Source organism: Pseudarthrobacter cellobiosi (assembly GCF_023913815.1).
GTDB lineage: Bacteria > Actinomycetota > Actinomycetes > Actinomycetales > Micrococcaceae > Arthrobacter > Arthrobacter cellobiosi.
Genome location: NZ_JAMXBK010000027.1, coordinates 233655 through 246264, shown reverse-complemented (window position 1 = coordinate 246264; position 12610 = coordinate 233655). Strand labels below are relative to the sequence as shown.

Here is a 12610-nt window from a genome sequence, read left to right as displayed (position 1 = left end):
TTCGGGCTGCCGTGTCAGGCTAAGGGCCAGTTTTTACCCCGTCATGTGGTCGTTGCCGCGCATTCGGACGGCGACTACTAAGCCAGAGGCGGCGGTGAGTGCCGCGACAGTGGCGATGGCTGTGGGAATCCCATATAGGTCTGCGAGAAGACCCGACAGGAGTGCCCCTATGGCGAAGCCGCCGTCACGCCAGAGCCGGTAGACCCCGACGGAGCGGGCCCGCCAGGTGGGGTGTGAGACGTCTCCGATTGCAGCCAGGAGGGCGGGGTAGACCATGGCCGTTCCGAGCCCAAGGAGAACTGCGGCGATGAGCCAGGGCCCGAAACTGTGGGATGAGGCGACTATCGCGAGTCCCGCGGCTTGGACGATCATGCCGGCCACGATGAACCACTTGCGGCCCCACCGGTCTGAGGCGGCCCCGGTGAAGAGCTGCCCGGCGCCCCAGACCGCGGGGTAAACGGCGGCCAGGATTCCTACCTGGTTCAGGCTTAGCCCGGAACTGACGAATAAGACCGGAAAGAGGCCCCAAGCGAGGCCGTCGTTGAGGTTGTTCACCAGTCCCGCCTGGCTGGCTGCGGAGAGTGAGCGGTCTTTGAAGCTGGTGAGTGTGAAAACCTGGCCCGTGGTGAGGCCGGCGTGGGCACTCCTGTGTGTACTAACGTGCTGGGAGGCCTCGGTCCTGGCGTGGTGGTGGGTCTCGCGCACGGTCAGGACAGATAGGCCCAAACCGAGGGCGATGTATGCGGCTCCGAGGAGGAACGGGCCGGGGCGGAGCCCGTACGCGGAGGCGATGTACCCGGTAGCGAGGGCCGTGACGGCGACTCCGAGGTAGCCTGCCGCTTCGTTCAGGCCCATGGCGAGGCCGCGCCGCTTCGGGCCGGTCAGGTCCATCTTCATGATCACTGCCGTGGACCAGGTCAGGCCTTGGCTGACACCGAGGAACACGTTCGCCGCCACAATCCATCCCCACGACGGCCCGAAGATGAGCATGAGTGGTACGGGGATCGCTACCAGCCAGCCCGTGACGAGGACTGGTTTGCGGCCATACCGGTCAGAGAGTGTTCCCGCGAAGTAGTTCATTGCGGCTTTGGACAGACCGAAAGCGAGAATGTACGTCAGCGCGCTTGTGTACAGGTCCAGGTGGAATGTTTGGGAAGCGAGCAGGGGCAGGACGGTGCGCTCCTGGCCGATCGTGCCGCCCACCAGTGCGTTGACTGTCACCAGCAGCATGAACTGCGCAAGGTTTTGCCGAAGGCCGAGCACGGCGCCCGCAGATCCTGGGTAATGGCGCGGGAGTGTGCTGCCCGGCATTCGCGGTGCTCCGTTCGTTGTGCGGTCATAAAGGTGCCCGGGCCGGAGGGGGGACCAGCCCGGGCGGTCTGGGGGGATGCCTGGTTAGGCTGCGGGAACGGAGTTCCGCCAGGCGCTCCAGCCCGCGTAGCTGCCGTCGAGTTCGACGATGTCGTACCCGGCCCGGCGCAGGGCGCTGGCGGCGACGGAGTTGCGGACGCCACTCTGGCAGTAGGTCACGATAGTGCCCTCGGTGGGGATTTCGTCCAGGTGCCACATGAGGCGGCCGCCGCTAAGTTGGTGGGAGCCGGAGATGTGCCCGGCAGTGTGCTCGGTCTTGTTGCGGACATCAAGCACCATGGCGGGATCGAATCCGTCGAGTTCCTCGGGCTGGATCAGCTTCGGCGTGAAGGTGGGGAGTCCTTCGATGCTGGTGATGTAGCCGGCAACGTTGTCGATGCCGACGCGCACCAGGTGGTCCCACATGTCCTGGGCCTGTTCCTGGTCCTGAGCCAGGAGCACCAGCGGGTTATTGTCCGTCTCCGGGTTGACCACCCAGGCGCCGTAGCTGGCCACGGATTTTCCGGCCGGCACGTTCAGGGAACGGGTTACGGTGCCTTCGTGGACCTCGCTGTTGGGGCGGGTGTCGATGAAGGTCAGGGTGTCCTCTGCCAGGCCTGCAGCAACAATGCCGGTTGCGAGCTCGGGCAGCGGGGTCCGCTCGCCCATGACGGCGGGGCCTTCACGGTTTTCGCGCTTCATCCGGCCGAAGTAGGCGTGCGCGTCGGGCTGTCCGTCGAGGAGTTCGTCGATGAAGCCCTGCTCGTCGTTCGCGGCGAGGTAGGGGCCCCACCAGGCGTAGAGCCGCTCGTAGCCGACGGTGGAGGAGGGGATGGCGCCGAGGGCCTTGCCGCAGGCGCTGCCGGCGCCGTGGGCGGGGTGGACCTGGACGTAGTCCGGCAGCGTCAGGAACTTGTCCCGCAGGCTGGCGAAGAGCTGCTTGGCGCCTTCGAAGCGGGTGTCGATGCCGCCGGCTGCCTCGTCCAGCAGGTCCGGCCGCCCAAGGTCGCCGGAGAAGACGAAGTCACCCGAGAGCAGGTAACCGGGCTGGTCGCTGAACGCGCCGTCGGTCACCAGGAAGGACAGGTGCTCGGGGGTGTGGCCCGGGGTGTGGAGGGCCTTGATGGTGATATTGCCGATGGTGATTTTGTCGCCGTCGTAGAGGCGTTCGCCGTCGAATTCGTACTGCCAGTCCGGTCCGCCTTCACCGGAGACGTAGATCTTCGCGCCGGTGGCGGCGGCGAGTTCGCGGGTGCCGGAGAGATAGTCGGCGTGGATGTGGGTTTCGGTGACGGCCACGATCTTCATGCCGTTCTTTGCGGCGAGATCCTGATAGACCGCGATGTCGCGGCGGCCGTCAACAACAACGGCGGTGCCGTTGGCCTGGCAGCCGATCAGGTAGCTGGCCTGGGCGAGGTCTTCATCGTAAATGCGCTCGATAAGCATCTGGTGCTCTCCTTCGTGGAGTGGGTGTCTTGGGGACTTGGTTTAAGTGTAATACCCCTGGGGGTATCCTGCAAAGAGGGATATGCGCCGGGAAATCCGTTGCGTGCGTCAGGCAGGCTATTCGGCTGTATCAGCCCGGAGTTTGTCCATGTCCATGTCCATGTCCAGGTTCTTGACGGCCTGTATGACCTCTTCCAGGCCGGTCGCGTTGAGGGCTCCGGGCTGGGAGAAGACCAGAGTCTTGTTTTTGAATGCCATCAGGGTCGGGATGGAGGTGATGCTGGCTGCGGCGGCGAGGGCCTGTTCTGCTTCGGTGTCGACCTTGGCGAAGGTGATGTCCGGGTGCCTTTCAGCGGCGGCTCCGTAGGTGGGGGCGAACATGCGGCAGGGACCGCACCAGGCTGCCCAGAAGTCAACGAAGACGATCTCGTTGTTCTCCAGGGTCTCTGCGAAGCTCTGTTGGGTAATGTCGATGGTTGCCATCGTCTTTCGTGTCCTTTCGGGCGTTGTCTTGGTTGGTGGCGGGGCTGCAGGGGTCAGGTGGTGGGGAGGCCGGCGCGGGTCCAGGCGATCATGCCGCCGGCCATGGTGTCCGCGGTGAAACCGGCGCCGTTGAGGGCGTCGGCGACGCGGGCTGAACGGTTGCCGCTGCGGCAGACCGCAATGACGGGGACTGCAGGGTCCAGTTCGGACAGGCGGGCCTGCAGCTGGCCCATGGGGATGTGCAGGGTGCCGGGGATCATGCCTTCCTCGACCTCAAAGTCCTCGCGGACATCGAGAATGCAGGAGTTGGAGCGCCGCTGCTCGGCTTCGGTGATGGTGATTTCAGCCATCGGATTCTCCTTCAAAATAATGTGGGCTGTTGTTAGCGGACGGGTTCGCCGGCCTGGCGCCAGGCGCTCATGCCGCCGCGCAGGGAGTAGACCTCGTAACCCTGGGTAGCGAGGAGTCGGGCCGCAGAAGCGGAACGGACCCCGGACTGGCACATGGCAATCACGGGCCGGTTCTTGTTGATTCCGGAGGTGCTGGTCTGCAGCCGGTCCAGCGGGACGCGCTTTGCCTGGGGTGCCCGCCCGGAGCGCCATTCCTGGGCGGAGCGGACGTCGATCAGCGAGGCGCCTGAGGACAGGAGGTCTTTTGCCTCAGCGACTGAGATTGTTTTGTAGGGCTTGCTGAAGGCTTTCTTCAGGGAGCTGATGAGGCCCATGGTGTTGTCCTTGTGGTCGTGGGTCAGGCGGGTGAGGGTACGCTGCTGCTGCGGCGGCCGCTGCGGTTGCGCAGAGGGCAGGAGCGGATGAAGAACCAGCAGATGCCGGCGGTGGCTGCCGTGACAGCTGCGATTCCGGCGGCGATGAACCATCGGAGGTCGGCGGGGGCCTGCTGGATGAGGACAAAGGTTCCCATCAATAGGACGAACCAGCCGAAGGCCTTGCGCAGCGCGGCCTCGGGGATGCGGCCGGCGAGTTTGGAGCCGGCAAGGGTGCCCACGATGGCGGCAGCAGTCACGCCGAGGGTGATGCCCCAGTCGAGCTGGACGGTGGTGAGGTATCCGGCGAGCCCCGCAAAGGACTTCATCGCGATGACCACCAGGGAGGTGCCCACGGCGACGGACATCGGCAATCCACCCAGGAGTGCCAGTGCCGGGACCACAAGGAATCCGCCGCCCGCGCCAACCAGACCGGTCACGAGCCCGACGACGGCCCCGTCCAGCAGCACCCTGCCAAGGGGCAGCTCATGCTTGACCGGCGCTGCGCCGGCGTCGGACTTCTTCTTCCGGCCGCGAAGCATGGCCACGGAGGTCGCCACCATCATGACCGCGAAGGCGATCAACAGGATCTGGCCGGGGATGTGCCCGCCCAGCAGGCCCCCGACGAACGCGCCGACCATGCCGGCCGCGCCGAAGATCAGGCCGGTCCGCCACATCACCCTGCCGCCGCGTGCGTGGCTGAGCACGCTCACCGCGGAGGTGACGCCGACAACGAACAGGGATGCCGCGATGGCTTCCTTGGCCTCGAACCCGGCGACGTAGACCAGGATCGGGACTGTCAGGATCGATCCGCCGCCGCCCAGGACGCCGAGCGAGAGTCCGATGACCACCGACAGGGCAAGGACCAGGATCAGGGTGGCGGTCATGAGGCTTTGGCCTCCTCCCGGGCGCCTGCGACGGGAAGGGTCAGGATGGCGCTTTCGCGGGTGGGTTCCTTGGCGGCCTTGTTCCACGGCATTGCCGATAGGGCCTGGCCCATGGCGCAGGTGTTGGTGGCTGCGGAGAAGGTCAGGCCGGTGCCGATGGCGCCGGCGAGCATGCGGATCTTCGGGGAGACGAATTTGCCGCCGGCCAGGCCCAGGACCACCAGGGAGCCTGCGGCGAGGCGGACCTGGCGCTCCAGGTCCCAGCGGTCCTTGCCCCTGACGACGTCGCCGCCGGCGGCAGCGAAGCCGGGCGCCCCGCCGGTCAGGACGTAGGCGGAGTCGATCCCGGACTTGGCAAGGCGCTGGCGGGCCTGCTCGGCGCGCGCTCCGGACTGGCAGACCAGCACCACGCGGGAGCCCAGACGGGCGGCGAGCTCGTCGGTGTGCTCGGACAGCAACGGCAGGGGCACATTGTAAGAGCCGCGGATGTGCATGGACTCGAACTCCGCGGCGGAGCGGACGTCGATCACGAGGTCCTGGTGCTGGTCAATCCAGGTACGCAGGGTCTCGGGAGCAAGGGCGGTAACGGCAGGAGCCGTGGAAGGGGAAGTCATTGCTGGCCTCTCAAAAGGTCGTCAGGTGGATACCCCACCGAGTATTACAGATACCCCCGGGGGTAGTCAAAACACCCTATGGGGTATAGGGTTTAGGGAAGTCATCGACATTTGGAGAAACTCTTGGAACTCAATCCCTCAGAACTGACACCCGTGATCAACCGGCTCAAGCGCGCCCAGGGCCAGCTGGCCGCTGTCACCCGCATGCTTGAAGAAGGCCGGGACTGCAAGGACGTCGTTACCCAGCTCGCGGCCGTGTCCAAGGCACTCGACCGGGCCGGGTTCGCCATCATCGCTACTGGCCTGGAGCAGTGCATCGTCCAGAAGGACGCAACGATGGACAAGAAAGACCTGGAAAAGCTCTTCCTTTCCCTCGCCTGACCAACCCCCACGTTCGAGCCACCCAAGGAGAACCATGACGTACACACTCAGCACGACCATCGCTCTTCCGTGGGCCGAAGCCGTTGACCGTGCCCGGGAGGCCCTGTCGGCCCAGGGGTTCGGAATACTTACCGAGATCAACGTGCGTTCCACCTTCGAGGCCAAGCTTGGCGCTGAAGCCGCTGACGCTGTCGGCGACTACGTGATTCTTGGTGCCTGCAACCCCGGCCTAGCCAGCCGTGCCCTTGCTGCCGAGCCCGAAATCGGTGCGCTCCTGCCCTGTAACGTCGTCGTACGTCAAGGCAAAGATGCAGGAACGACCATCATCGAGGCCATCGACCCGCAGACCATGGTCCAGCTCAGCGCTTCGCCGGCTGTTAAAGAGGTCGCAGACGACGCCGGCAGTCGCCTGCGCAAGGCCCTTGCCGCCTTGAGCGACTAACGGAATAAGTAGTGTCTGACAACGAGGGCACCCCTGTAGTGCCACAAGCACCAAACGGTCCAGGTCTGCTCATCCATGCAGCAGGTCCACTTGAGCCCGACACTTTGGCAGGCATCCTGCGCAGTTCAGCCAATGCCCGTGCCGCACTCGAGCCCGGAGCAGCCATCGAAGTAGTGGTTCAAGGCCCTGGCGTACGCCTGCTCACTGCAGACTCGCCGGTCAGCGAGACCATCACCCACACCCGGCAACTGGACGTAGAAGTTCTCGCCTGTGCAAACAGCATGCGCTCGGCAGGACTGGAAACAGAAGACCTTACCGCCGGCATCAGCACTTTTCCAGCAGCAGTGGCGCACCTGGCGGAGCGCCAATGGCAGGGCTGGGCCTACGTCAGGCCCTGACTGCCACCCCAGCCGCTTGCATCGCAGACTCAGACCACCCACGTCGCAAGCCTTGCGGCCAGAGGGCTGTAACCACGCCTGTCTCGAAAAACATAAGCTTTTCAAGACAGCACTTTAAGCTTGGGGAGGGGTTAGTGGCCGGCTGAAAAGCCGGGCTCGCTTATGTCTCGGTGTGAGTTTCAGAAGTCGACTGCACGGAATGTCAGAAGTCGTCTGCACGCGGACCAGGTGGCCACTCCGCATTTCGGGACGTCCGGCGCCGTGGAGCCAACGGCCTCTCCTGCCGCTTTCTCCACTCGATGTTCGAAACGCGCACCGGTAAGGTCGTTCCCGAAGGCCCGCCGTCCCCCATGGCGGGCCTTCACCATGGGCCGGCACCGCCCCGAGCCGCTAGACCCGGGCCAACGGCACTGGCCCGGCGCGCAGGGCGGGCCCTAGAATCAGTGCACGACCGGGATGTGCGGGGCGCCCCGCCCCGGCCATTGCCACGGCGCCCGGCAAGGACGTGCACCATGACGAACACCCCTGCAGCCACCACCGCCCCCACAGCCTGTCGCACGGCCCTGGCGGCCTGAGCATCATGGCGTCCCGGGACAGCACCGAAACGGAGCGTAAGTACGACACCGGCCACACCGCCCGGGTCCCGGTCTTCGCCGATATTGCCGGCGTCGAACCGGCCGGAGAACCCTCGGAGACGTTCCTGGAGGCCGTCTACTATGACACCGCCGGACTGGAACTCGCGGCCCGGGGCATCACCCTGCGCCGCCGCACGGGCGGCACCGACCAGGGCTGGCACCTGAAACTGCCGGCAGGGCCGGACAGCCGGCGGGAGCTCCAGGCGCCCCTCGGCCAGCCCGACCACGTCCCGGCCGAACTGCTCGACCACCTCGCCGTCTTCACCCGCGGTCAGGAGCTCTCGCCTGTGGCCCGCCTCTCAACCCGGCGCAGCACCTACAGTTTGCACGGGTCCGCAGGGGAACACCTCGCCGACTTCACCGATGACCGCGTCCACGCCGTCCCCCTCCATAACCTGGGCCCGGTAACGCACTGGCGTGAATGGGAACTCGAACTCGTCCACGGCACACCGGAGCTTTTCACCTCCGCGCAGCCGGCCTTGGAGGCTGCCGGGGCAGTGCCGTCAGCTTACGCCGCCAAAGTCGCCCGCGCCCTCGGCCCTTCCTGGCCCGAGGCCCGGACCGCCGGCCCGGTGGCGCCGCGGAAGAAGGGCCCGGTCCGGGACGTCGTGACCGCCTATGTGGGCGCGCAGATCAACGAACTCCTCACCCATGACGCCGGAGTCCGGCAAGGCGTGCCGGACTCCGTGCACCAGATGCGCTCCGCCGCCCGCAGGCTCCGGTCCGTGCTGCGGACCTACCGGACCCTGTTCAAAAAAGGTGCCGTCGTCGGACTGGAACGGGACCTGCAGTGGCTCGGCCGGATCCTGGGCCGTCCCCGCGACGCCGAAGTGATGCGCGCGCGGATCCTCGCGAACCTGCACGCCCTCCCCGAAGCGCAGGCTTCCGGGCCGGCACTCGGACAGATCGAACACGAACTCGGCACCGCCTACAACACCGGCTACCAGCGCGCCCTCGCAACGCTCAGCTCGGCGCGGTACTACCGGATCGTGACTGCCCTGGAACACTTCCGCGACAACCCGCTCGCGAAATCCAAAGCCTCCCGGCCGGCCCGTAAAGCCAGCGCACGGCTGGTGAACAAAGCTGCCCGCCGCCTGGACCGGGCCCACAAAGCCGCCCGGAAAGCAGCCGGAACCGCCGAATACGACACTACGCTCCACCAGGTCCGCAAAGACGCCAAACGGCTGCGTCACGCCGCAGAATCCGCCACCGCCATCAACAGGAAACGGGCACGTGTCCTGGAAAAAACCGGGCATCGGATCCAAAGTGTCCTCGGCGACCACCAGGACACCGTCGTTGCGCGCGAGCTTCTGAATCGGCTCGCCTCGGCACCGGACATGGCCGCCGGAACCGCCGCCGTCTACAAGGCCCTGACCGAACAGGAAGCCGAAACGGCTGCAAAAACCGAGACGGCCTACCGGAAACTGCGTAAAAAAACGCGCGGCCGCCGCCTCCAAACCTGACCTCAAACCGTCGAGCAGGCGGCGGGAACCCGCTATGTCCCGGAATGTGTCGACCAGGACATGTGACGTTAACCCGCAGGGCGGCCAAAACCGGCGGTCCGGCAGGAGTCGGCGGACACTGCGAAGGCCATGCAGATCCTTGAGGCCGGGATCCTGATCAACGCCCGCAGCTCGACCGTGTGGGACGTCATCACCGATGCCAGTAGCTACACCGTGTGGGACTCGGGCATCACCGATGCCAGTAGCTACACCGTGTGGGACTCGGGCATCACCGAGATCGACGGTGACGTCCGCAACGGCGGCACCATCCGGATCCGCACCACCACCAGCGGTAACCGCAGGTACCGTCTCCGCGTGGAACAGATCCCGGGCGAGGTGATGACCTGGACCGGCGGTCTGCCCCTTGGGCCTGTTCAAAGCGTCCGGACCTTCACCATCTCCTCCCTCCCAGGACGCGATGACGCACCTGCGCGTGCAGGAAGAATTCGCCGGCCCTCTGGCCGGGCTCATGGGAAAAACCGTCTAGGACACGGAACGATCCTTCGCCGACATATCAGAGCCGTGAAGGAACGCGCCGAACTGTTCGGCTGACCGGATAGTCAGGGCTACCCTGCCGGGAGGACGAGCACCGGACGGTCCTGAATCCGGAACGGCTCCTTCCAACACGCGCTGGGCTTGGCGAGGACGCCGGGCCGGGGACCGCCGACGATCAGCAGGGACACTCCTGTGCTCGCCGTGAGACGGGCCAGGGCCGGTGCGGCGGCACCGCTCAGCAACCCGGAAGGACCACCCAGCCCCTGGAGTTCCCAGGCAGAGCACGAGGCCCTCTTGCACTTTCGTGGCAGGGACCAGAGCCTCGACACTGCTTGCCGGGTCCAGCGACGCCGCGTGCCGGAACGGGGAGGATCCCATTCCGCCAGATAGCCCGCCGGGTCCACGTACGCGCACACCAAATGGGCGTCCACGGAACGGGCGAGCCGGGCTCCCTCAATGAAAGCCCGGAGCCGATGTCTCTGCACACCCAGTCCGTCCCGAAGTTACGCAGCGGTAGCTTCGATGTCGGCAGCTTGTGGTCCTGCCTCGGCCTGCAGCAGGACGATTTCCAGTTCGGCCATGTCCAGCAGCCTCCGGCCGCCGGTAATCTCATCCATGATCCAGAACAACCCGTGGTCGGGCATCCGTCCCCGGTGCACCAAAGCTTCTTTATACCGGGCGTCGATCCTATCCCCGTCCGTCAACTCATGGCAGGAATCAACGACTCTCTTCGCAGCTACGTTCATGGGCGGGTCCTTTCCGAGGCGTTCCCTGACTACACTGTGCACGCCCCAAGGTTGCCCGAAAGTTTCCACAACGTGATTTTTCAATGCCAGGCTCACGCCCGGCCGAAGAGCAGCCGACATTCCCGGGCAGAGGCCGGGCACCGGCCTGTCGGCAGGGGCCGCCAAATGCAGTAAGCAGGCTGATGGACGCCGCCGTTCCCGGGCCTCAAAATGATTTGATGGACGATACGGAAAAGCGTGAAACCATCGCCAAGGTCACGGACCGCCTCTCCGCGCGATACCCCGAAACATCCCGGTACTACATCGCCGGTGTCGTGGCCGAAGAGTACGCCCGGCTGGACACCAGCCGGATCCGCACCTACATACCGACTCTGATAGAACATGGCGCTAAGAACAGACTGCGCGGGAAGGCCGCGCCGCCATCGGCAGAGCGCTGACACTACCGGTCCCCCGGGATAGCGCGGCCGGAACCGGTCCCGCCTCGTGGAGGAAATGGTTGATGACCGGGGATAACCGTTTCCCTACGCCTCCCCATCCTCCCGTTGGAACGCCCTCACTGCTTCGCTCACTGTTGGGTAGAAATGTTCGGAAGAGAAGCGGGCGCCCATGCCGTATTGCAACAATTTGTCCTTCACCGGGCCTTTGAGCTCGGCGAACACCAGGTCCACGCCGTGCCGATCCAGCCATTCGTCAAGCTGCACCAACTCGTCCAGTGCAGTCGTGTCGATTCCTGTCACGGGCTCTGCCGCCAGCACCACGCGTTCTGTGCCGTCCGCCGCCTGGTCCAGTTCGTTGCGCACGAAGGACCCCAGCAAGGCTCCGTTGCCGAAGAACAGCGGTGCGTCGAAGCGCAGGATCAACAAGCCGGGGATGCGTTTCCCTTCCGGATGACGGCTCACGTCGTGATACCCCGGTACCCCGAGCACGTCCACCAGTTCAGTACGGTAGGGGTCCCAGGCCCGCCGTAGGAAGTCCAGAATTGCCAAGCCGATGGCAACGGCGATGCCCGGGAGGACGCCCAGTATGGTGATCCCCAGAAATGCCGCGAGCATCACCAACGATTCACTGCGGCTCATGCAGATAAGCCGTCGCACACCGGTCGGGTCGGCTACTGTTGCGGCTGCGGCGATGACAATGGCTGCAAGGGTTGCGGCGGGCAGGAACTCGGTGACGCCGGGCGCCACGAGCATGAATCCGAGCACCAGTACTGCGCCTACGGCCCCTGTGAGCTGGGATTTCGCCCCGGACTCGACTGCCACCGGCGTGCGGGACGTGCTGGCCGACACCGGGAAGCCACCCAGTAGCCCGCTGGCAGCGTTCGCCGCACCCAAGGCTGCCATTTCATGGTTGCCGGATACCCTGCCGTCCTCTGCGGCCGCCAGGGATTGGGACAGGGTTCCGGTATCAACGAAGACGATGAGGGCGATCGCGGCGGCGGCGGGCAAAAGTGCCAGTACGTCGGCCCAGCCAATTCCGCCCAGGGCCGGTGCAGGGAGCCCCTGCGGGAGGGCACCTGTGACCTCCAAACGCTCGTGGAGTCCCAACAGGGCCACTGCGATGCAGGCCACAACTACCGCAATGAGCACGCCCGGAACCTTCCATTTCAGCCAGCGGGGAACCCAGATGAGCGCCAGCGAGACCAAGCCGAGCAGCAGCGCCGTCAAATTGGACTCGCCGGCAAACACCTTCGGCACGGCGGCGAAGAGTTTTTCCCAGGGTGTGCCGCCTTCCACGGTGATCCCCAGGAGGGTGGGAAGCTGGGACACAGCTACCAGCAAGGCGATGCCGTTGAGATAGCCGAGCCGGATGGGCTTCGACAACAGTCCCGTGACGACTCCCAGCCTCAGCGCCGACCCGAACAGCAAGATGCCGCCGATCAGTATGGCCAGGAGACCCGCCAGCGCAACGGATTTCTGCTCGTTATCCGCGGCCAGGGGGACCAATGCTGCAACGATCATCGGCGCGAGCGCGGAATCCGGCCCCAACACCAGCACACGCGATGGCCCGACCGCTGCGTAGACAATCAGGGGCACTACCGTCGCGTACAGGCCGGTCACCGGTGGAAGACCGGCGGCCTGGGCGTACGCCATGCCCGCAGGGACCAAGATCGCGAAGAGCGCGGCGCCGGCCACCAGGTCGTGGCGCAGCCACTCGATCCTGTAGCCACGCAGGGCTGGCGGGACCGCCGAGAATGGAGTCTTTCCGGATCGGCTCATATTCCGATCATGTCCCATCATGCCCCTGCTAGCCATCCATAATCGGGCGAACCCAGCCTTGCGCAGATAATTGTGCGCAGCCCCGGCCGAAGGACCAATTCTGGCGTTCCACATCCAAGGTTCTATAGGGGTCCGACGAGGCTCCGGCGCGGAACGGCGTCGTTTGTGCATGTCAGGCGCCGTCGGGCGGCGCTCTGGCGTGAGCCACAGGCGTGGGCCTAGTGGCTACTCCGCGGTCTGAAAAGGATCGGG

The 12610-nt window shown here is 65.5% G+C and carries 16 protein-coding genes; 6 read left to right on the top strand and 10 right to left on the bottom strand.

Annotated features, from left to right (window positions below; genetic code table 11):
* Nucleotides 1-33 precede the first annotated feature (33 nt).
* The 7 genes from NG701_RS16680 to NG701_RS16650 all read right to left on the bottom strand — a co-directional run bounded on the left by NG701_RS16680 (nt 34) and on the right by NG701_RS16650 (nt 5543).
* On the bottom strand, nt 34-1311 hold the full coding sequence (locus NG701_RS16680; RefSeq protein ID WP_252568896.1) for an MFS transporter: 1278 nt from the start codon (nt 1309-1311) through the stop codon (nt 34-36).
* 84 nt (nt 1312-1395) lie between these two features.
* Complete coding sequence (locus NG701_RS16675) at nt 1396-2796, bottom strand: MBL fold metallo-hydrolase (RefSeq protein ID WP_252568894.1); 1401 nt, start codon at nt 2794-2796, stop codon at nt 1396-1398.
* A 117-nt stretch (nt 2797-2913) separates the two neighbouring features.
* Nucleotides 2914-3279, bottom strand: a complete 366-nt coding sequence (gene trxA, locus NG701_RS16670; protein ID WP_252568893.1) for a thioredoxin — start codon at nt 3277-3279, stop codon at nt 2914-2916.
* Between the two features lie 53 nt (nt 3280-3332).
* Entirely contained in the window at nt 3333-3629 is a 297-nt protein-coding gene (locus tag NG701_RS16665) for a rhodanese-like domain-containing protein (RefSeq protein WP_252568891.1), read from the bottom strand.
* A gap of 32 nt (nt 3630-3661) precedes the next feature.
* Nucleotides 3662-4003 (bottom strand): rhodanese-like domain-containing protein, encoded by a 342-nt coding sequence (locus NG701_RS16660; protein WP_252568889.1) that lies wholly within the window; start codon nt 4001-4003, stop codon nt 3662-3664.
* Nucleotides 4004-4026: 23 nt separating this feature from the next.
* Nucleotides 4027-4929, bottom strand: a complete 903-nt coding sequence (locus NG701_RS16655) for a sulfite exporter TauE/SafE family protein (protein WP_252568888.1) — start codon at nt 4927-4929, stop codon at nt 4027-4029.
* Complete coding sequence (locus NG701_RS16650) at nt 4926-5543, bottom strand: rhodanese-like domain-containing protein (RefSeq protein ID WP_252568886.1); 618 nt, start codon at nt 5541-5543, stop codon at nt 4926-4928. The genes NG701_RS16655 and NG701_RS16650 overlap by 4 nt, the downstream gene beginning before the upstream one ends.
* 123 nt (nt 5544-5666) lie before the next feature.
* Between NG701_RS16650 and NG701_RS16645 the strand changes: the two genes are divergently transcribed.
* The 5 genes from NG701_RS16645 (at nt 5667) to NG701_RS16625 (ending at nt 9453) form a co-directional block, all read left to right on the top strand.
* A complete protein-coding gene (locus NG701_RS16645; RefSeq protein WP_011777016.1) occupies nt 5667-5924 on the top strand; it encodes a metal-sensitive transcriptional regulator in 258 nt (85 codons plus the stop codon).
* Nucleotides 5925-5958: 34 nt separating this feature from the next.
* On the top strand, nt 5959-6366 hold the full coding sequence (locus NG701_RS16640; RefSeq protein WP_252568884.1) for a DUF302 domain-containing protein: 408 nt from the start codon (nt 5959-5961) through the stop codon (nt 6364-6366).
* A gap of 11 nt (nt 6367-6377) precedes the next feature.
* Entirely contained in the window at nt 6378-6764 is a 387-nt protein-coding gene (locus NG701_RS16635; RefSeq protein WP_252568883.1) for a DsrE family protein, read from the top strand.
* A 505-nt stretch (nt 6765-7269) separates the two neighbouring features.
* Nucleotides 7270-8862, top strand: coding sequence for a CYTH and CHAD domain-containing protein (locus NG701_RS16630; RefSeq protein WP_252568882.1), 1593 nt, complete (start codon nt 7270-7272; stop codon nt 8860-8862).
* 129 nt (nt 8863-8991) lie between these two features.
* Entirely contained in the window at nt 8992-9453 is a 462-nt protein-coding gene (locus NG701_RS16625; protein WP_252568881.1) for an SRPBCC family protein, read from the top strand.
* 14 nt (nt 9454-9467) lie between these two features.
* On the opposite strand, the gene NG701_RS16620 is transcribed toward NG701_RS16625, so the two are convergent.
* Together NG701_RS16620 and NG701_RS16615 are read right to left on the bottom strand one after the other, a co-directional pair.
* Nucleotides 9468-9881, bottom strand: a complete 414-nt coding sequence (locus NG701_RS16620; protein WP_252568880.1) for an adenine nucleotide alpha hydrolase family protein — start codon at nt 9879-9881, stop codon at nt 9468-9470.
* Nucleotides 9882-9899: 18 nt separating this feature from the next.
* Nucleotides 9900-10142 (bottom strand): hypothetical protein, encoded by a 243-nt coding sequence (locus NG701_RS16615; RefSeq protein ID WP_252568879.1) that lies wholly within the window; start codon nt 10140-10142, stop codon nt 9900-9902.
* 218 nt (nt 10143-10360) lie between these two features.
* Here NG701_RS16615 and NG701_RS16610 point away from each other — a divergent pair, with 218 nt between their 5' ends.
* The gene (locus NG701_RS16610) at nt 10361-10579 is read left to right on the top strand and encodes a three-helix bundle dimerization domain-containing protein (RefSeq protein ID WP_252568878.1); all 219 of its coding nucleotides are present in this window, start codon (nt 10361-10363) and stop codon (nt 10577-10579) included.
* Between the two features lie 84 nt (nt 10580-10663).
* Here NG701_RS16610 and NG701_RS16605 read toward each other — a convergent pair whose 3' ends face one another.
* The gene (locus tag NG701_RS16605) at nt 10664-12358 is read right to left on the bottom strand and encodes a SulP family inorganic anion transporter (protein WP_252568877.1); all 1695 of its coding nucleotides are present in this window, start codon (nt 12356-12358) and stop codon (nt 10664-10666) included.
* Between the last annotated feature and the right edge of the window lie 252 nt (nt 12359-12610).

What these genes read in the sequence shown, in the direction of transcription:
- NG701_RS16665 (WP_252568891.1), bottom strand. Translation starts at nt 3,629, where the DNA reads ATGGCTGAAATCACCATCACCGAAGCCGAGCAGCGGCGCTCCAACTCC.
- NG701_RS16650 (WP_252568886.1), bottom strand. Translation starts at nt 5,543, where the DNA reads ATGACTTCCCCTTCCACGGCTCCTGCCGTTACCGCCCTTGCTCCCGAG.
- NG701_RS16625 (WP_252568881.1), top strand. Translation starts at nt 8,992, where the DNA reads ATGCAGATCCTTGAGGCCGGGATCCTGATCAACGCCCGCAGCTCGACC.
- trxA (WP_252568893.1), bottom strand. Translation starts at nt 3,279, where the DNA reads ATGGCAACCATCGACATTACCCAACAGAGCTTCGCAGAGACCCTGGAG.
- NG701_RS16610 (WP_252568878.1), top strand. Translation starts at nt 10,361, where the DNA reads ATGGACGATACGGAAAAGCGTGAAACCATCGCCAAGGTCACGGACCGC.
- NG701_RS16660 (WP_252568889.1), bottom strand. Translation starts at nt 4,003, where the DNA reads ATGGGCCTCATCAGCTCCCTGAAGAAAGCCTTCAGCAAGCCCTACAAA.
- NG701_RS16640 (WP_252568884.1), top strand. Translation starts at nt 5,959, where the DNA reads ATGACGTACACACTCAGCACGACCATCGCTCTTCCGTGGGCCGAAGCC.
- NG701_RS16675 (WP_252568894.1), bottom strand. Translation starts at nt 2,796, where the DNA reads ATGCTTATCGAGCGCATTTACGATGAAGACCTCGCCCAGGCCAGCTAC.
- NG701_RS16680 (WP_252568896.1), bottom strand. Translation starts at nt 1,311, where the DNA reads ATGCCGGGCAGCACACTCCCGCGCCATTACCCAGGATCTGCGGGCGCC.
- NG701_RS16605 (WP_252568877.1), bottom strand. Translation starts at nt 12,358, where the DNA reads ATGAGCCGATCCGGAAAGACTCCATTCTCGGCGGTCCCGCCAGCCCTG.
- NG701_RS16655 (WP_252568888.1), bottom strand. Translation starts at nt 4,929, where the DNA reads ATGACCGCCACCCTGATCCTGGTCCTTGCCCTGTCGGTGGTCATCGGA.
- NG701_RS16615 (WP_252568879.1), bottom strand. Translation starts at nt 10,142, where the DNA reads ATGAACGTAGCTGCGAAGAGAGTCGTTGATTCCTGCCATGAGTTGACG.